Raw genomic sequence first — 17,522 nt, 5'->3', positions numbered from 1 at the left:
GCGGCAGGCCGCCGTCCGGGTTCTACGGGATCGGCGCATTACATTCCCGAAAAACTTGTTTGGATTCCTGCCGGATAGCGACTAGATTCAATGAAACGATGCCGGCGATGGAGCGCGTGATGCCACATTCGACGAAGACGAGATGGTCAGGCTGGCTCAAGCCGATCGGATTCGCGCACCGCGACGACGGCTCGGGCAAGCGCCGCCGCGGCAGCGACGACGATGGCGGCGCGTCGCACAGCGCAGCGGCACCGGCCGCATCGCAAGCGCAGGAAGCGGGCGAGCGCCTCGAGCGCATCGCCATGTATGCGCGTGCCGGCTATTTCAACATGGGCTATACGCTCGACATGATGCAGGCGCCGGGAGAGATCCTGCCCGATTGAAGACGCTGAAGACGCCGGCCGGTGCCGGCGTTACCTTAGCGAAACGCCGGCAAGGTGGCCTGCGCCCACGCGGCGTATTGCAACAGGTTCAGGTCCGCATCGCGCTCGCCGATCAGCTGGAAACCGAGCGGCAAGCCATTCGCGGCGCGTCCCGAAGGAATCGTCACGGCGGGCATGCCGAGAAAACTCCAGGCCGCGCAGAACGTCGCATCGCCCGTGTCGTCGAGACCGCGCGGCGCGCCGCCGGTCGCCGGCACCGACACGGCCAGATCGCAGCCGCCGAGAAACGCTGCGGATTGCGCGGACAGCTCCTTTTGCAGCGCGCACGCGTCGAGGTATTTCGCCGCAGGCACAGCAGCGCCGTCCGCAAGCAGCGCTTTCATCTTATCGCTAACCTTGTCCGGATGTTCCGCCGCGACCGGGCCTATGTTGCGGTATGCCTCGACCTGCACGATCGTATGCAAGGCATCGATGATGACGGGCAGGTCCACGTGCAGATCGAGTTCGAGCGTTTTGACGCCGGCCGCCTGCAGCATCGCGAGAGACGCGTCGAAATTCGCCTGCTGTTCGCTGTCGGCGCGCGACCACATCGACGTGCGGATCACGCCGATCGATTTCGGCTGGCGCGCTGCGAAATAGCTTTGCCACGCATCGGGCGACTGAACGGCGTCGGGTTTCTCGTCGACGAGGACGGCATACGCGAACGCCACATCGTCGACGTGATTGGCAAAGAAGCCGATATGGTCGAGCGATTGCGACAGCGGATGCGCGCCCGCTGTCGGTATGCGGCCGTGCGTCGGCTTGTAGCCGACTACGCCGCAGTACGCGGCGGGGCGGATCACCGAGCCGAGCGTCTGCGTGCCGACCGCGAGCGGCACGATGCCCGCGCCGACGGCGGCGGCCGAGCCGCTCGACGAGCCGCCCGGCGTATGCAGCGCGTTCCACGGGTTGACGGTCGGGCCCGGATGGCGCCATGCGAATTCGGTCGTCACGGTCTTGCCGAGCACGATGCCGCCCTGTGCACGAATTCGCGCGACGATCGCCGCATCTTCGGTGGGCCGATGATCGGCGTAAGCCGGCGAACCGTATCGCGTCGGCATGTCGGCGGTCGCGATCAGATCTTTCACCGCGATCGGCATGCCGGCGAGCGGCCGGCATGCGGCGGACCCGACGCCGTCGTAACGCTCGGGGCGGAAGGTGAAGGCTTTCAGTTGCGCGTCGCGCTCGTCGGCGCGCGCCCGCGCGCGATCGAGCCGCGACGCGCATGCCTGCGCATCGCCGCGGCTTTCGATCAGCATGGCGGCCCAAGGTTGCTGGGATTCGAAGTTCATAACGGTGGTGGTTGTTCCGGAATCTGCTTGCGCGTCTACTTTCCCGCCGCTGCCTTGGCGAACGAATTGTCGACTGCGTTTGCGTACGTCACCGAGCCCGGCTTGATGTTGCCGATATATTCCTGCAAGTCGAGCGCATTACGGAACGCCTGCTCTGAAATCTCGGGTGTCTGCGCGTAGATTTTCTGGGCGATCAGGCGCCCCACCGCATTATCGACCACGGTCTGCGAAAGCGTCGGGAACTCGGTGCGCGCCACTTCCTTCGCGGTGTCCGGCGAAGACTGGATCAGCGCTTCGGCGTCGCCAATCGCTGTCACGAAGGCTGCGACCATTTTCGGCTTGTCCTTGACCGTCGACGTGAGCGTGTCGAGTGTCGAAAACGCGTAGCCGCCCGAATACGCCTTCGGGAACGCATAGACGATCTTGTAGCCGGAGGCGAGCCCTTCGTCGACTTGCGGTTCGTACAACGCAGCGGCGTCCGAGCGGCCCGCGCTGACCGGCGACAGTTCCGTGCCGATCTGCACTGTATTGAGCTTCACGTCGGCGATGTTTTCCTGTTTGACGAGACGCTGCAGCAGGTAGGTGCTCGTGCTCGGCGGCAGCGCGGTCGATACGCTCTTGCCGGCGAGATCGGACTGCGTTTTGAGCGGGGAGTTACCCGGTGCCAGAATCCACACCGGCACGCCCGCGACGACATTCGCGACATTCACGAGCGAGGCGCCCTTGAGATTCGCGAGGATCGCCGTCATCGGATCCTGCAATGAAAAATCCGCGTGACCGCCGATCACGGCGGCGACGCCGGCCGCGCCGCTGCCGGCCGTGACCTTCTGCACATCGAGTCCATGTTTGGTGAACAGGCCCTTGTCGATGGCGACATAGAGCGGCAGATATTGAATCGACTGGAACGCCTGATAGACGACTACTTTTTCAGGCGGCGCGGCGTGCGCAGCCCCAAACGTCAACCCCGTAGCGAGCGAAAGAATGGTGAGGCGGATAAACCGCTTCATCGTTTTGTTTTCCATGCAACGATCCTTTTTTCAGCGTATTGGACGATCCAGGTGAGCAGCGTGGCCATCACGGTCAGCACGATAATGCCGAGCCAGACGGTATTGAGGTCGAACAGCGACCCGGCGACGAACACTTCGTGACCGAGCCCCGCTTGCGACGCAATGTATTCGCCGACCACCGCGCCGATCAGCGCGAAGCCGATATTCACGCGCAGCGTCGAGAAAATCCACGGCAGCGCGCCCGGCACGATGAGCTTGCGAAAGATCATCGACGGTTTTGCGTTAAACGAACGGAACAGGTTCAGCAGATCGCGGTCGACTTCGCGCGCGGCCGCACACGACGAAATCATCGCGACCGCGAAGGTCGAGATGCCGGCGAGCCACACCTTCGACGTCATGTCGGAGCCGAACCAGATCACGATCAGCGGCCCGAGCGCGATCTTCGGAATACTGTTGAGCAGCACCGAGAAGCCTTCGGCCACGCCCGACACGCGCGGCACGAACCACAGCAGGAGGCCGAGACCGATGCCGAGTCCGCTGCCCACGACGAGGCCGACCACCGTCTCGTACAACGTGACCAGCGTGTCGGACATCAGCGTGCCTTGCGTCAGGCCGATTTGCGCGTTCCTGTAGATGCCGGCGGGCGAGCCGAACAGCTGGCCGTTGATCCAGCCGCGCGCGGCGGCGACCTGCCACAGCGCCACGAGCGCGATCATGATCGCGGTGACCGCCGTGGTGCTCGTGAGATTGCGCGGCTTGCGGCGCTTGGCGCGCGCCGCTACCGGCGCGCTTGTCAGGATCGCTTCGCTCATGCTGCTATTCCTTTGCGCTCGTCGCGCAGTTGAACCGCGTGTGCTGCCTGGCCGCGCAGCGCACCCCAGATGCGCGCATGCCACGTACGAAACTCGGGCGCCTCGCGCGCGGTGATCGCATTGCGCGCGCCCTCGACGGTCAGTTCGATATCGAGCGACTGTTCGATGCGCGCGGGCCGGCCGCCGAGAATGATCACGCGGTCGCTCATCGCGATCGCTTCCTCGATGTCGTGCGTGACGAGCACGACGCTCGTACCGTTCGTCTCGCGCAGCGCCATTACGTCGTCTTCGAGTGCGAGGCGCGTTTCGTAGTCGAGCGCGGAGAACGGTTCGTCGAGCAGCACGAGCGTGGGCTCCACCAGCAGCGTGCGCGTCAACGCGACGCGCTGGCGCATGCCGCCCGACAGCGAGTGCGGATAGGCGTCGGCGACGGCGCCAAGGCCGTAGCGCGCGAGCATGTGCCGCGCGCGTTCGAAATCGTGCGGCGTAACCTTGCGAAACAGTTCGATGCCGAGCACCGCGTTTTCGAGCACCGAGCGCCACGGCAGCAGCAGGTCTTTTTGCAGCATGTACGCGATGCGGCCCGGCGATCCGTCGGCGCGCGGGCCGATCGCAATGCGCCCCGATTGCGGCGGCAGGAGTCCTGAGATCAGATTGAACAGCGTGCTCTTGCCGGCGCCGCTGCGGCCGACGATCGAGACGATTTCCCCGCTGCCGACCGAGAAGTCGAGCCCGGAGAAGATTGGTACGGCTGCGCCGTCTTCGGCTTCGAATGTGTGGGTGAGTTCGGCTACATGCAGCCGTGCGGGAAGGGTGTTCGCACCGCGCGCGGCGGGCTGGGATACAACAGAAGCATTGGTCAGCATCGGAATTCGGGCATCGAAAATGTTCTTCGATTCCGCGAGCGCACATGCGCAAGCGGCCGCAGCAACGTATATCCGCTATCTGGGATATCGCGATGCACAATGCACAATGCACGGCTCAAAATAAGCGGGCAAGCTGATCAAAAAAAGAATCGGGTTCGATTGTGCGTGTTTAGTGGAATACCGAAAGGTGTTGAGGAAGGCGCGTGGCGTGCGCCTTAAAAGTGCGGGCTTTGCATTGAGTCGCAGATGGTGGTGCAGTAAATGCGCGCGCGAAAGTGTGCGCGATGCACGCTTGTGTAGCGCGGCGCTTGTTGCGCGGCGCGCATGTCGCACTGAACATGATGCGTGCGAGCTGCGTGCTGCGGGTGTTCAGTGCCGTATGTGCCTGTCGCCGCGCATGACGCACCTCGTGCAACTGCCGCACTTCCTTAGTGCGCGCGCCGATGCACCTTATTGGTTACTGCCTGCACCGGTTCCGTAAAGACCGTTATCGAAACCGCCCGCGCCCGCCGGTTTTCCTTTCGATCCTGCCGTCGGACCTTTCTTCGCGCCCTTCGCATCTTTCGCCTGCGGCGCCTGCGATTCATGCACTGCGGAGCCCGACGGGTCCGTCGCGGGAGCCGTGGCCACGGCGCGGTTTTCCGGCGAGTGCGGCACGCTCGGCATGGGTTGTTGCGCGTGCGCAGCAGTCGACGCGACCAGCAGGGCGCCGCACGCAGCGGCCGCCAACATAGCCGCGGCGTCGTGCGCACGCCCGGCGCGAACGCGAGCCGCCACCGCGGCGTCTGCGCCTGCGTCTGTGTCTGTGTCTGGGTTCCTCGACGGAAAAAGAATGGTCATCACGTTCCCCTGATTCGATTGACCCTCGTCGAATCAGCATCGCGCGTGCCCGTGCCGACGCGTGCCCGTGTGCGTTGTCGATCGTTCCGGATTCTCGCCGGGCAGACCGATATCGGGCCTGCCGGGCAGCGACGCGCCGGCAGCGGAACCGCGCATATGGACGGCATCGAAGCCGGCCTGTACGACGAGGCACGCGTACAGCGCGTCGTGAGTGCCGGGCGCTAACGCCGGCTGGCCGCGATCGGGCAGGTCGTGCTGACGTCAAGGCGGATTGCCCACGATGCCGGTGAGATCGGTCATACTTTTACCGTCTGTGTCTGGCCGTTTCTTCTTCAGTTACACGCTTTACGCGTGCATCTGCGCGCTCATTGTCGTTTTCATGCCCGAACCACAACATGAATAAACCTTCACTGCTGGTGCTGATCCCGCTTCATGACGACAGCTATGCGCAAGTCGCCGCGCACTTCGATATCGTTTATGCGGCAACGTCCGCCGAACGCAGCGTTGCGATCGGCACGCACGGCGCCGCGATTCGCGCCGTGCTGACAAACGGCACGACCGGCCTCACGGCGGCGGAACTCGACCAGTTACCGAAAGTGGAATTCGTCAGCGCGCTCGGGGCAGGCTACGAAAACATCGCGATCGACCATGCGCGTGCACGCGGCATCGTGCTATGCAATGGCGCAGGCACCAACGACGATTGCGTGGCCGATCATGCGTTTGCGCTGTTGCTTGCCGCCGTGCGCGATATCGCCTATCGCGACCGCGCGACACGCGAAGGCGTATGGCGCACGCAGTTGCCGATGGCGCCGACCGTGTCGGGCAAGCGCCTCGGCGTCGTCGGCCTCGGCAATATCGGCATGAAGGTCGCGCGCCGCGCGGCGGGCTTCGATATCGAAACCGGTTACCACAACCGGAAGCCACGCGCCGATGCCGCGTTTCGCTATTTCGGCAATGTCGTCGAGCTCGCGCGATGGTGCGATTACCTCGTGATCGCGACGCCGGGCGGCGCCGCCACGCAGCATATGGTCGACCGCACGGTGCTCGAGGCGCTCGGGCCGCGCGGCTTTCTCGTCAATGTGTCGCGCGGTAGCGTGGTCGATACGGCGGCGCTGTCCGATGCGCTCGCGAACGGAAAAATCGCCGGCGCGGGCCTCGACGTGTACGAAGGCGAGCCTGGGCCGCCGCAAGCGCTGATCCGCTTGCGCAATGTCGTGCTGACGCCGCATGTGGCCGGCACGTCGCCCGAGGCCATTGCCGCATCAGTGCGCAATTTCATCGACAATGCGACGCGTCATTTCGCCGGCGAAACGGTGTCGACGCCGATTTGATCGGGCCGAAGCGCGCGGCGCAATGCGCGGTTGCATCGGGCCAGAAAAGAACCGGAATAAATGGCTCGGCCGGGGTGTCTTTACCGGGTGTCTTTTTCGCGGAAGCCGCCATGAAACTGGCTGATCTCACTACCTCTGACTTCCTCGACAACCCCTACCCGTTCTACGCAGAGCTGCGTGCCGAAGGACCGCTCGTTCGCATCGGTCCCCAGGCCGTCATTACAGGGCGCTACGACGTGATTGAAGCGATCCTGCACGACCGGCGCTTCGGCAAGAACTATCCCGAAAGCATCCGCATACGTTACGGCGAAGACGCGATGCATATGCGACTCTTTCAGGGCTTCAGCCGCATGTTTCTGGTGATGAATCCGCCGTCGCATACGCGGCAGCGCGCCCTGATCGCCAAGGCGTTCGATGCGCGGCAAGTCGAGGCGATGAAGGAAACGGCGCACAGGGCGGCGCATGAACTGATCGACGCATTCGAACGCGAAAAAGCGGCGAATCTCGTGACGCAATTCGCATTTCCACTACCGCTGCGCATGATCGGACAGATGCTCGACATTCCTGACGAAGATGCAATGCAACTGGGCGTGGCGGCGAGCGCGGTGGCGAAGGTGATCGACGTCGCGCCGATGAATGCCGATGACCTCGGGCGTGCGTGCGCGGGCTACGAAGACCTCGAACACTATTTCCACTGCGTGGTCGAAGCGCGGCGCCGCCGCCCGGGCAGCGATCTGATTTCGATGATGCTGACGGTGGAAGACGAGGGCGAGACCCTGTCGCAGGACGAAATCGTATCGAACACGATCCTGCTGTTTCTTGCCGGCCATGAAACGACGTCGAACATGATCGGCAACGCGCTGGTTGCGCTGCATCGTCACCCGGATCAACTCGCGCTGCTGAAAGAAAAACCGGCGCTTCTTCGCGGGGCGGTGCTCGAGTGCATGCGCTACGACAGCTCGGCGCAGACCACCATACGTTCGGCGCTCGAAGATGTCGAAATCGCGGGTGTCGAGGTGCCATGCGGAACATCGGTCCTCCTGATGTTCGGTTCGGCCAATCGCGATCCCTCGCGACACGCGCACCCGGAGCGCCTCGATATCGAACGCGACGAGGGCCGCCTGCAGACCTTCGGCAGCGGCATTCATCACTGCCTGGGTCACCGGATGGCACTGGTTCTGCTTGAAAGCGCGCTGAGCGTGCTGCTCCAGCGCTTGCCGGGGCTCGAGCTCACCGGGCTCGATAGTCTGAGCTGGAATCGGCGCGGCAATCTGCGCGGCGTGACGTCGCTCGATGCGCGGTGGTAGATACGGCGATAGATCGGTGATAGATCGGCGGTAGCGCAGCGCGCGGCGGTTTGTCATGCGCCTTACACGCAAGTAGACTGAACTGAACGGATGACACAACGCGCCGGTCACTTGCGGCACGGCCGCGGATGAAATGGCTCGTGGCTTATGGCTCATGCCTGGGGAGGCATCGTGACTGACTCTATCGCGCGCACCGTGCGGTGTGCAATCGCGGCTCCATTCGTATGGTTTGCCGCTTGCGGTTTCATTTCAATCGGCGCGTCGTTTCCGGCGTCGGCTGAGCCGGTCACGACAGGACCGCTCAACATTCTCGGTTCGGCGGTGGTGCGCGGACCCGTCACGGTGGAAGGGCCGCTAAAGGTCGGAGGAAATCTTGCGGTGCACGGTCCGCTCACGGCCGAGCGCGTCGCGCAGTTGCAGCCCGACGAAGCGCAGCGCCGCGCTGGCGACAACAATTTCTACGGACCGCTGACGGTGAAGGGGCCGCTCGTCGTGCGCGGCGACCTCGAGGTGCGCGGGCCGCTGACCGTGAAAGGGCCGGCGGGCGCGGTCGGGAAAATCGATGTGGACGGACCGATTACGGAGCGGCCCTAAGCGACAGCGGGCGCGGCAACTCTGGCGGCTCAGGCCGACGGCGCACGCCGCGCGAAAAAGAGCCCTGCGCCGAGCGCCATCAGAATTCCGCCGAACACCCGGTTTTGCGTGCGGATCGCGCGCTCGCCGCGCAGTACGCGCCTGAATGCGCTCGCGCCATAGGCATAGGCATGCATGACGGTCGTATCGACAATCATCATCGTGACGGTCATCGCCATCAGTTGCGGCACGAGTGGCTCATGCGCGACGATGAATTGCGGCAGCACCGCGACCATGATCACGATCGCCTTGGGATTCGTCGCGTTGGTCAGCAGGCCCGTCGTAAAGCGCTTGCGCCACGAGGTGACGGGAGCCGCCGCCGCATCCGCTTCGGCAGGCGAGTGCCTTGAGCGCCATTGCATGATGCCCAGATAGATCAGATAGGCAGCACCGCCAATCTTCACCGCGGAAAACGCCCAGAGCGAGGCAAGCAGCAGTGAACCGACACCGGCTCCGGCAACGAGCAGCACGAACGCAAGGCCGAGCTCCTGGCCGATGATCGTGGCCGTGGTTTTCCTGCCGCCGTACGACAGCCCGTGGCTCATCGAAAGTACGGCGCCGGGCCCCGGCGACAGCGCGATCGCGCAACAGGCGAGCGCGTAGGTAATCCAGATATGAAATTGCAAGGTCGTTTTCCTGCGTTTGGGTTCGGCAAGGTAGATGCGTGCGTGCGGCCGGTAGAGCCGCGCCGACGATGTCACGCGGGCAAGTTTACCGCGACGCGTGAAATGTCGATGCGTGAAATCAAGCGTCGGCCGGGACGCGCCTGCGCTTTCGCGCGATCGCTTCGCGTAGCTGACTATCTCTTCGTGCTGGCCCGGCAGGAAACACTTCGGGATCGCGGCTATTCAGGCAAAACCAAATAGGTGCGCAATTCGCGTGTTTGCCGGGCAATCCGGCGCGCGAACTTTTACCGCACTATGAGCGGCGCAGCACTATGCATGCGTAAAAGATGTGATCAGACTATCGTGTTCATACCGCAGGCGGCGGCAGGCAGCAGGCGGCAAGCACGCCGGTACACGATAGATCGGCACGCGTGGTGCCGGGAGACGCGCAATGACACGCTTCGAACAACGGCGGCGCCTGCTTGGCACAGCGCTTTGCGCGCCCGTACTGACGTCGCTCGGTGCAGCGCTTGCCGCGCCGTTCTCATCGAGCGCGCACGGTGCATCGAACGATAGCGCGCCGTGCGCGCCGCCGCGCAAACTGCCGCCGATTCCGTCCGCGCAAATCGACCGCGCGATCGCGCAGCTTGATGAACTCGCGACGGCGCAGATGACGCGCACGGGCGTTCCCGGGCTTGCGATCGCCGTGGTCCGCGGCACGCGGACCGTCTACGCAAAAGGATTCGGCACGCGCGAGGTCGGCAGCGGCCAGCCGGTCGATGCGGATACCGTGTTTCAGCTCGCATCGTTATCGAAGCCGGTCGGCGCGAGCGTGGTCGCGCGGCAAATCGGAAAGGGCGGTGTGAGCTGGGACACGACCGTGCGCACGCATCTGCCGTGGTTCACGCTATCCGATCCGCAAGCGAGCGAGGCCGTCACGATCGCGGACCTGTACGCGCACCGCTCGGGCTTGCCGGACCACGCGGGCGATCGTCTCGAAGACATGGGGTATGGTCAGACCGAGATCCTGCAACGGCTGCGCTATCTGCCGTTGCACGGCTTTCGCAATTCATACGCGTACACGAATTTTGGACTGACGGCGGCGGCGATATCGGTTGCTGCGGCAGCCGACACCGACTGGGCCACGCTTTCGGAAGAGGTCATCTACAAGCCGCTCGGGATGACGAGCACGAGTTCGCGTCATGCGGATTTCGCTGCACGCGCGAATCGCGCGACGGGCCATGTGAAGCGCGGCGATCGATGGGTGGTCGGCCCGGGCACGATGCCCGACGCGCAGGCGCCGGCCGGTGGCGCGAGTTCGTCGGTCAACGATATGGCGAAGTGGCTCGCGATGATGCTCGGGCAGGGCATGTTCAACGGCAAACGTATCGTCGATGCCGCCGCGCTGAAGGCCGCCGTGTCGCAGCAGGTGCAGTCGGCGCCGCCGGGCGCCGGGCATCCGGCCAGCTATTACGGCTTCGGCTTCAATGTCGGCATGACGGAGTCCGGGCGTCCGAGCTACAGCCATTCGGGCGCATTCGCGGTCGGCGCGGCGACGAACTTCGTCGTCGTGCCGTCGACCGGCGTGGCGATCGTCGCCCTGACCAACGGCTATCCGATCGGCGTGCCGGAAACGATCACGGCACAGTTCTTCGATCTCGTGCAGTTCGGTTCGATCAAACGCGACTGGGCGACGCTCTATGGAAACGCACTCGCGCCGATGATGAAGCCCGAGGGATCGCTGGTCGGCGCCGCACGGCCCGCCTCGCCGCTGCCGCCGCGCGCGCCGTCGATATACACGGGCACCTATCGCAACGACTATTTCGGGCCGTTGAAGGTCGGTGAACGCAACGGTGTGCTGACATTCGCGATCGGGCCGGTGCCCATCGTGCTGCCGCTCGCGCATTGGGACGGCGATGTGTTCACGTTCACGTTGTACAACGAGAATGCGTCGCCCGGCACGATTTCGAAAGCGAGCTTCCTGAGCGATCGCGTCACGCTCGAGTATTACGACGAAAACGGCCTCGGCACGTTCATCCGGTAGGCTTGCCTTATCATGGCGTGTAGCCGAAGACAAAGGGGCAAACCGACATGACCGGGCAAGACAATCCGCTGCTGCAGCCGTGGCAAACGCGTTACGAGCTACCGCCGTTCGGGCAGCTTCGCAGTGAACATTTCGCACCGGCATTCGCCGTGCTGTTCGACGAACATCTGAATGAAATCGATGCGATCGCAACGAACGCCGATGCACCGACGTTCGACAATACGGTCGCCGCCTTCGACGCCGCGGGGGCGAAGCTCGACCGCGTGCGGCTCGCCTTCGACAATCTGTGCGCGTCGGAATCGCCGCCGGAACTGCAGGCGGTGGAGCGCGAGATGGCGCCGCGTCTTGCCGCGCACGACAGCCGCGTGGCGATGCACGCCGGCTTTTTCGCGCGGCTCGATGCAGTGCACCGGCAGGCGCAGTCGTTGAACCTCGGTGAAGAGCAGCAGCGGCTGCTGCAACGCGTGCATACCGATTTCATCCGCACGGGCGCGGCGCTCGAAGGTCCGGCGCGCGAACGGTTTGCGGCGATCGCCGTGCAGCTTGCGGAGCTGCAGACGCAGTTTTCGCAGAATGTGCTTGCCGACGAATCGTCGTATCGGCTGCAGCTCGTCTCGGAAGCGGACCTCACCGGGCTGCCCGATTTCCTGCGCGCAGCCGCACGCGGTGCGGCGCGCGAGCGCGGCATGGACGGCCATGTGATTACGCTTGCGCGTTCGCTCGTGCAGCCTTTCCTGACGTTTTCGACGCGCCGCGATCTGCGCGAAACCGCATGGCGCGCATGGACATCGCGCGGCGAAACGGCGGGACGCGACAACCGGCCGCTGGCCCGGCAGATTCTCGCATTGCGCGCGGAGCAGGCGCGCCTGCTCGGTTACGAAAGCTTCGCCGACTATGCGCTGTCCGACCGCATGGCCGGCAACGCGCGTGCCGTCGACCGGCTGTTCAGGCAGGTGTGGGAGCCTGCAAAAGCGAGCGCCGCGCGTGAACGGGCGGCGCTCGTCGAACAGGCCGCGGCGCTCGGCGAGCCGACCGGCATCGAGCCGTGGGACTGGTACTACCTCGCCGAAAAGGTACGCGCAGCCCGCTACGCACTCGACGACGCGCAAGTGAAGCCGTATTTCAGCCTCGATGCGATGCTCAATGCGATGTTCGATTGCGCGGGGCGTCTGTTCGGTGTGCAGTTTGTCGAGCAGAGCGGCGTGGAGCTGTATCACCGGGACGTGCGCCTATGGGAAGTGCAGCGCGGCGGCGAGCGCGTGGGCGTGTTTCTCGGCGACAACTATGCGCGGCCCAACAAGCAGGGCGGCGCGTGGATGCACGTCTATCGCCGGCAGATGCGCAACGGCCGTCATGGCGAGGCCGTTCAGCCGATCGTCGTGAACAACAACAACTTCGCGCGCAACGGCGATGGCCCGACGCTGCTGAGCTTCGACGACGTGCGCACGCTGTTTCATGAATTCGGTCATGCGATGCACGGCTTGCTGTCCGATGTGACGTATGGGCGTTTGTCCGGCACCAGCGTGCCGCAGGACTATGTCGAGCTGCCGTCGCAGCTCATGGAGAACTGGGCGACCGTACGGGAAGTGCTCGAGAAACATGCGCGCCATGTCGAAACGGGCGAGCCGATACCGGCCGCGCTGATCGAGCGCATCCGCGCGTCGCAGACTTTCAATCAGGGGTTCGAAACGGTGTCGTACGCGTCGTCGGCGTTGATCGATCTGGCGCTGCATCAGCAGAAAGATGCGGCGGATATCGATATCGCACGCTTCGAAGAAGAAGCGCGCGCGCGTCTCGGTGTGCCGCGCGAAGTCGGCATGCGGCACCGTTTGCCGCATTTTTCGCATATCTTCAGCGGCGCGCACTACGCGGCCGGCTACTACGTCTACATGTGGGCCGAGGTGCTCGAAGCGGAGGCGTTCGACGCATTCCAGGAAGCGGGCAATGCGTTCGATCCGGTGCTCGCGGACAAGCTCGCACGCTACGTGTACAGCGCGGGCGACAGCCGCGACGAACGCGCGGCGTTCCGCGCGTTTCGCGGGCATGAACCGCAAGCGGAGCCGATGTTGCGCAAGCGTGGATTGCTGGCTGCCTGACGAGGTGCGGCGCCGTCAATCGGCCGGCGCTGCGGGCGTCTCGATCGGAATCACGCGCCGCGATGCCTGCGCGCCGCAGCGTCGCAGCAGCTCGCGCAGTTCGTTGATCACGGGAAATACCTCGTGATTCCAGTCGGCGCCCTGTTCGTCGTGCGCCAGTTGCTCGCGTTCGACGGCCCAGCGATCTTCCTTGAAGATGCGCTCGGTGAACCAGATCAGAACCGGCCACGCGACATCGAGCAGCATGCGCATGCGCGGCCGTTTGATCGACACGAGGCCGAACGCGCGCGTCGTGCGCTGTTCGCGGTCGAGCGGCACGTACACGGCCCACAAGTCGAGCATCAACGTCGATCTCGCGTTGCGAATCTGTAGCGTTTGATAAGGGTAGTCGGTGCGCACCGTCATCACATCGTGGCCGCTCGGACTGTTTTGTGCGCCCTGTCCGAGCACGACGGCTTCGCCGAGCGGCCGGCTGCCGCCTTCGCGCTCGAGCGTGTAGTCCACTTCGACCCAGTTCTCGCCATGGCGGCGTCCGAGCGAACGCGCGCTCATTTGTCCCATCACGCGGCGATGCAGAAACTGATGGTTCATATCCATCAGGTTCTCGTGCATGAACGAGTAATGGCACGCGACGTCGCGCGCATAGCGGCGCGTCTTGTACGCGTGATTCGCGATCGAGCCAAGCGCGGGCAGCGGTGTCGATTCGGCCCGTGCCGGGTTGCCCGGAAACACGAACACGAGGCCTTCGAATTCGCGGCACGGATACGCGCGTACGCCGTTCGGCAGGCGCTCTCGGCCCAGGTACGGAATGTTGACGCAGCGGCCCGTGCAGTCGTAGGTCCAGCCGTGATAGCAGCAGCGGATCGCTTCGCCGTCGACGACGCCGTCGCGCAGCGGGATCTGCCGGTGCGCGCAGCGGTCTTCGAGCGCGAATACCGTGCCCGATGCGGTGCGCACGAGCACGATCGGCTCGCCCGCAAAACGCACGCCGTGCGTGTGGCCGCGTTTGACTTCGCTCGACCACGCGAGCGGGTACCAGTGATCGGGATGGATCGGCACGCGCCGGAGATCGCGCGCGGCGACCTCGTTGGCGGGCCGGACGATGCTGCTGCATTCGGATGAACCGGACTCTTGCATGGCGCTCACCTCGACTTGCGACGTCAGCGAATTATGTCTACATGTCGGCACGTCGCGCAACGAAGGGGCAGCGCGCCAGAACTGGCGCGGTGTTGCGCGCTGCGCCGACTGCTCCGGCATGAAACCTGCGGAACACGCCGCCTGCGAGGCGATCGTTGTGCTGCGTGCGATATCGCCCCCGTCACCTTCGCCGTCTCGAGATTTCGCGAGCAGGAAAAGCGGCATGCGGGGAACATTGTTTGCTGGCTTGCGTCTTTCGTCTGCAGGAATCTGCACAACCCCGCCCCCAACTGCGAGGATTTCGATCGATGCCGCAAGCCTTGTCTCGTCGCGCGCGCAGTACCGCCGCCTGTTTGTGCTGTTCAGCGTGTCTTTTGACCGGCAGCACCGCGCTCGCGGCCGCTGAAAGTGCAGCGCCCGCCGTCGAGGCATCGTCATCGCCTGCTGGGGCGAGGCCGCCGGCAAACACCGAAGCAGCCAGTGCATCCTCTGCCGGCACAGCAGGCAAGACCACGCCGTCGCCGGTCGTGCCCGTACCGCCGTCCGAACTCTATGGCGCGCTCTATCGCGATGTCGAACTCGCGCATCTGTTTCCCGACAGCAAGACTTTCGCGGACATGATCCCCAACGATACGCCGTCGCATATCGCGGCCGATTACACACAGCGGAAATCGCAGCCCGGCTTCGAACTGAAGCAGTTCGTCGACGCGCACTTCACGCTGCCGGCGCGCGAAACGAAGCACTACGTGTCCGATCCGAATCAGAGCGTGACCGCGCATATCGATACGCTGTGGAATGTGCTGCGGCGCGATCCGGATAAAAGCGCGAGCCAATGGTCGTCGTTGTTGCCGCTGCCGTATCCGTATATCGTGCCCGGCGACCGCTTCGACGAGATCTACTACTGGGACTCGTTTTTCATCATGCTCGGGCTCGAAGCGAGCGGCCGCGACGATCTGCTCGACGACGAGCTCAATAATTTCTCGACGCTGATCGACCGCTACGGGCACATCCCGAACGGCAACCGTACGTACTATCTGAGCCGCTCGCAGCCGCCGTTCTTCGCGCAGATGGTGCGGCTCGCGGCCGGGCGCGACGGCGACGCCGTGTATCTGCATTATCTGCCCGAACTGCTTGCCGAATACCGGTACTGGATGGACGGAGAAGCGCATGTCGCGCGCGGCGGCGCTTATCGCCATCTCGTGAAGCTGCAGGACGGCACGGTGCTGAACCGCTATTGGGACGCACGCGATACGCCGCGCGACGAGTCGTACCGCGAAGACGTCGTCACGGCCCGGCAAATGCCGCAGCGCGATGCGGCCGATCTTTGGCGCAATCTGCGCGCGGGCGGCGAAACGGGCTGGGATTTCAGCTCGCGCTGGTTCGCCGACGGCAAGACGCTTGGCACAGTCGAAGTAACGTCGCTCGTTCCCGTCGATCTGAATAGCCTGTTGACCGATCTCGAACGCACGATCGCACACGCTTATCGGCTAAAGGGCGATGCGGCGCAAGCGCAGCGCTTCGAAGAACGGGCGTCGGCGCGAGCGGCGGCGATTCGTCGCGTGTTGTGGGATCCGCAATTGCACGCGTTTGGCGATTACGACTTCAACGCGCGGCGGCTTACGCACCGGCTCAGTGCGGCGACCGTTTATCCGCTTTACTTCGGCGTCGCCGACAAGGCACAGGCGGCCGCGGTCGCGTCGACGATGCGTGCGCGGCTGCTGCGGGCCGGCGGCCTCGCTACGACTACGGTGCAATCGGGGCAACAATGGGATGAGCCGAACGGTTGGGCGCCGCTTCAGTATCTGGCGGTGGCCGGCTTGCGCCGTTATGGCCACTCGGACCTCGCCAGTCAGATTGCGACGCGCTGGATTCAGACCAACGTCGCCTACTACCAGCGCACCGGCAAGCTCGTCGAAAAATACGATGTCGACGCGAAGGCCGGTGCGACCGCGGCGGGAGGCGGCGAATATCCGCTGCAGGACGGCTTCGGCTGGACGAATGGCGTACTGCGCACGCTGATGGCGATGTATCCGGCTGCGGTGCGATCGACGCGGCCTGTCGATGTGCCGGAAGGGCCGCGCGGCGTGTCGGAGGCGGCGTCGTCGGCCGCGGCTGCGCCGCAGACGACGCATCGCTTGCAGGAAACGCCGGGGAAATAGCGCTCGCAGCGAGGGCGGCGCGCTTACCGGCAAAGTTGCGTTACACGTGGCCTGTCGGCGCCGCATCGAAGCGTGATGGGTACGGGCATCGGAAGCGCCGCAGTCGCTTCACACGGCCAGCCACGCTGCGATAAAAAAGCTGGCGCCGATCAGCGCGATCGCGCCGGTCATCGTCTGCAGCCACTTCTTTTTCGTCAGCAGCGTGATTGCCGCGAGTGCGATCGAAATCTGGATCAGCGTCGTCGCTTGCGCCCAGCGATGATGCTGGTGCTGCAGCGACTCGCTCGTCTCGTTGTCTTTCTTCGCTTCGTTTTCGAGCGATTCGGCCTTGGCGCGAATCGGTTCCTTGTCGGCGGCATAGCGTTGTTCGTCGACGACGAATTTCGCGTGCGCCGCGGACGAAGCATCGCTCAATGCGGCGCCGAGTTCGGCGAGGTTCTGCTTTTGGCCTTTGGCCTGGTAGTACGCCCACTGGTCCGACGCTTCGGTCTTGCGAATGGCCGCTTCGTTCTTGTAGAAGAGCGCGAGATTCTCGTTCGCGCCGCTCTGGTACGACGCGATCGCGCCGACGCTCGCGAGGATCGCCGTCATGACCGCGATGCGCGACGCGCTCGGACCGGCGGCATGGGCGCCCGCGTGCTCGACCGCATGGTCGTGCGGGCCGTGGACTTCGTATTCGTCGGACATCGCTCGGGTCTCGCGCAAAAGGCGCCAGCATAACGCATGGACCTGGCGTCGACGTATGCGAATGCCGAGATCGGGTGTCGGCCGAATGCGCATGTTCGTCACGTGTGGGAAGGATGTTCGCCACTATCGAAACAGGGGCACGCCGCGTCCGATTAATCTGCAGACAATCAGACCGGTGGTAAACGTTCGGACCGTCGAAACAATTGCATTCGAAATACGCAAAGGTCCTTTCTCGTTATAAGGGTTTTCCCTGGGGATTCGCGTCGCTATAGTGGTTCCCAACG

At 64.3% G+C, this 17,522-nt stretch carries 17 protein-coding genes; 10 read left to right on the top strand and 7 right to left on the bottom strand.

Annotated elements, in window-relative coordinates:
- The first annotated feature begins 119 nt into the window (after window positions 1-119).
- Window positions 120-383, top strand: coding sequence for a hypothetical protein (locus BTO02_RS30275; RefSeq protein WP_156884029.1), 264 nt, complete (start codon window positions 120-122; stop codon window positions 381-383).
- 35 nt (window positions 384-418) lie between these two features.
- On the opposite strand, the gene BTO02_RS30270 is transcribed toward BTO02_RS30275, so the two are convergent.
- The 4 genes from BTO02_RS30270 to BTO02_RS30255 are packed head-to-tail and all read right to left on the bottom strand — an operon-like array spanning window position 419 to window position 4,399.
- A complete protein-coding gene (locus BTO02_RS30270; RefSeq protein ID WP_075160703.1) occupies window positions 419-1,714 on the bottom strand; it encodes an amidase in 1,296 nt (431 codons plus the stop codon).
- Between the two features lie 35 nt (window positions 1,715-1,749).
- Window positions 1,750-2,736, bottom strand: a complete 987-nt coding sequence (locus BTO02_RS30265) for an ABC transporter substrate-binding protein (RefSeq protein ID WP_232243584.1) — start codon at window positions 2,734-2,736, stop codon at window positions 1,750-1,752.
- Window positions 2,718-3,533 (bottom strand): ABC transporter permease, encoded by an 816-nt coding sequence (locus BTO02_RS30260; RefSeq protein WP_075160702.1) that lies wholly within the window; start codon window positions 3,531-3,533, stop codon window positions 2,718-2,720. Before BTO02_RS30260 ends, BTO02_RS30265 begins: the two co-directional genes overlap by 19 nt.
- Entirely contained in the window at window positions 3,530-4,399 is an 870-nt protein-coding gene (locus BTO02_RS30255; RefSeq protein WP_075160701.1) for an ABC transporter ATP-binding protein, read from the bottom strand. Before BTO02_RS30255 ends, BTO02_RS30260 begins: the two co-directional genes overlap by 4 nt.
- An 891-nt stretch (window positions 4,400-5,290) precedes the next feature.
- Here BTO02_RS30255 and BTO02_RS30245 point away from each other — a divergent pair.
- From BTO02_RS30245 to BTO02_RS30230, 4 genes are all read left to right on the top strand, one after another.
- Entirely contained in the window at window positions 5,291-5,464 is a 174-nt protein-coding gene (locus BTO02_RS30245; RefSeq protein ID WP_156884028.1) for a hypothetical protein, read from the top strand.
- 170 nt (window positions 5,465-5,634) lie between these two features.
- Window positions 5,635-6,570 (top strand): 2-hydroxyacid dehydrogenase, encoded by a 936-nt coding sequence (locus BTO02_RS30240; protein WP_075160698.1) that lies wholly within the window; start codon window positions 5,635-5,637, stop codon window positions 6,568-6,570.
- A 110-nt stretch (window positions 6,571-6,680) separates the two neighbouring features.
- A complete protein-coding gene (locus tag BTO02_RS30235; protein WP_075160697.1) occupies window positions 6,681-7,877 on the top strand; it encodes a cytochrome P450 in 1,197 nt (398 codons plus the stop codon).
- Between the two features lie 171 nt (window positions 7,878-8,048).
- Complete coding sequence (locus tag BTO02_RS30230) at window positions 8,049-8,471, top strand: hypothetical protein (RefSeq protein WP_232243583.1); 423 nt, start codon at window positions 8,049-8,051, stop codon at window positions 8,469-8,471.
- Between the two features lie 29 nt (window positions 8,472-8,500).
- On the opposite strand, the gene BTO02_RS30225 is transcribed toward BTO02_RS30230, so the two are convergent.
- Window positions 8,501-9,136, bottom strand: coding sequence for a LysE family transporter (locus BTO02_RS30225; protein WP_075161534.1), 636 nt, complete (start codon window positions 9,134-9,136; stop codon window positions 8,501-8,503).
- On the opposite strand from BTO02_RS30225, the gene BTO02_RS34555 reads away from it, so the two are divergent.
- The 3 genes from BTO02_RS34555 to BTO02_RS30215 all read left to right on the top strand — a co-directional run bounded on the left by BTO02_RS34555 (window position 9,125) and on the right by BTO02_RS30215 (window position 13,255).
- The gene (locus BTO02_RS34555; RefSeq protein ID WP_156884027.1) at window positions 9,125-9,376 is read left to right on the top strand and encodes a hypothetical protein; all 252 of its coding nucleotides are present in this window, start codon (window positions 9,125-9,127) and stop codon (window positions 9,374-9,376) included. The two genes, BTO02_RS30225 and BTO02_RS34555, sit on opposite strands and share 12 nt — an antisense overlap.
- Before the next feature lie 190 nt (window positions 9,377-9,566).
- The gene (locus BTO02_RS30220; protein ID WP_075160695.1) at window positions 9,567-11,159 is read left to right on the top strand and encodes a serine hydrolase; all 1,593 of its coding nucleotides are present in this window, start codon (window positions 9,567-9,569) and stop codon (window positions 11,157-11,159) included.
- Between the two features lie 47 nt (window positions 11,160-11,206).
- Window positions 11,207-13,255 carry a M3 family metallopeptidase gene (locus BTO02_RS30215; RefSeq protein ID WP_075160694.1) on the top strand — a complete coding sequence of 683 codons (2,049 nt, stop codon included), beginning with the start codon at window positions 11,207-11,209 and terminating at the stop codon, window positions 13,253-13,255.
- Between the two features lie 15 nt (window positions 13,256-13,270).
- Here BTO02_RS30215 and BTO02_RS30210 read toward each other — a convergent pair whose 3' ends face one another.
- Entirely contained in the window at window positions 13,271-14,392 is a 1,122-nt protein-coding gene (locus BTO02_RS30210; protein WP_075161533.1) for an aromatic ring-hydroxylating oxygenase subunit alpha, read from the bottom strand.
- On the opposite strand from BTO02_RS30210, the gene BTO02_RS34895 reads away from it, so the two are divergent.
- Window positions 14,391-14,798, top strand: coding sequence for a hypothetical protein (locus tag BTO02_RS34895; protein ID WP_198039361.1), 408 nt, complete (start codon window positions 14,391-14,393; stop codon window positions 14,796-14,798). The genes BTO02_RS30210 and BTO02_RS34895 overlap by 2 nt on opposite strands.
- Window positions 14,701-16,551, top strand: coding sequence for an alpha,alpha-trehalase TreA (gene treA, locus BTO02_RS30205; protein ID WP_075160693.1), 1,851 nt, complete (start codon window positions 14,701-14,703; stop codon window positions 16,549-16,551). Before BTO02_RS34895 ends, treA begins: the two co-directional genes overlap by 98 nt.
- A gap of 108 nt (window positions 16,552-16,659) precedes the next feature.
- Here the strand turns inward: treA and BTO02_RS30200 are convergent, their stop codons facing one another.
- The gene (locus BTO02_RS30200) at window positions 16,660-17,238 is read right to left on the bottom strand and encodes a DUF4337 domain-containing protein (RefSeq protein ID WP_075160692.1); all 579 of its coding nucleotides are present in this window, start codon (window positions 17,236-17,238) and stop codon (window positions 16,660-16,662) included.
- Between the last annotated feature and the right edge of the window lie 284 nt (window positions 17,239-17,522).

Origin of the sequence: Paraburkholderia sp. SOS3, assembly GCF_001922345.1 — a bacterium.
Classification (GTDB): domain Bacteria; phylum Pseudomonadota; class Gammaproteobacteria; order Burkholderiales; family Burkholderiaceae; genus Paraburkholderia.
Note: the sequence above shows the minus strand (reverse complement) of the source record. Positions and strands in the feature narration are given on the sequence as shown.

Bases quoted from the DNA above. Each gene is read 5' to 3' on its own strand.
- BTO02_RS30275 (WP_156884029.1), top strand. From the start codon at position 120: ATGCCACATTCGACGAAGACGAGATGGTCAGGCTGGCTCAAGCCGATC.
- BTO02_RS30270 (WP_075160703.1), bottom strand. From the start codon at position 1,714: ATGAACTTCGAATCCCAGCAACCTTGGGCCGCCATGCTGATCGAAAGC.
- BTO02_RS30265 (WP_232243584.1), bottom strand. From the start codon at position 2,736: ATGGAAAACAAAACGATGAAGCGGTTTATCCGCCTCACCATTCTTTCG.
- BTO02_RS30260 (WP_075160702.1), bottom strand. From the start codon at position 3,533: ATGAGCGAAGCGATCCTGACAAGCGCGCCGGTAGCGGCGCGCGCCAAG.
- BTO02_RS30255 (WP_075160701.1), bottom strand. From the start codon at position 4,399: ATGCTGACCAATGCTTCTGTTGTATCCCAGCCCGCCGCGCGCGGTGCG.
- BTO02_RS30240 (WP_075160698.1), top strand. From the start codon at position 5,635: ATGAATAAACCTTCACTGCTGGTGCTGATCCCGCTTCATGACGACAGC.
- BTO02_RS30235 (WP_075160697.1), top strand. From the start codon at position 6,681: ATGAAACTGGCTGATCTCACTACCTCTGACTTCCTCGACAACCCCTAC.
- BTO02_RS34555 (WP_156884027.1), top strand. From the start codon at position 9,125: ATGAAATTGCAAGGTCGTTTTCCTGCGTTTGGGTTCGGCAAGGTAGAT.
- BTO02_RS30220 (WP_075160695.1), top strand. From the start codon at position 9,567: ATGACACGCTTCGAACAACGGCGGCGCCTGCTTGGCACAGCGCTTTGC.
- BTO02_RS30215 (WP_075160694.1), top strand. From the start codon at position 11,207: ATGACCGGGCAAGACAATCCGCTGCTGCAGCCGTGGCAAACGCGTTAC.
- BTO02_RS34895 (WP_198039361.1), top strand. From the start codon at position 14,391: ATGGCGCTCACCTCGACTTGCGACGTCAGCGAATTATGTCTACATGTC.
- BTO02_RS30210 (WP_075161533.1), bottom strand. From the start codon at position 14,392: ATGCAAGAGTCCGGTTCATCCGAATGCAGCAGCATCGTCCGGCCCGCC.
- treA (WP_075160693.1), top strand. From the start codon at position 14,701: ATGCCGCAAGCCTTGTCTCGTCGCGCGCGCAGTACCGCCGCCTGTTTG.
- BTO02_RS30200 (WP_075160692.1), bottom strand. From the start codon at position 17,238: ATGTCCGACGAATACGAAGTCCACGGCCCGCACGACCATGCGGTCGAG.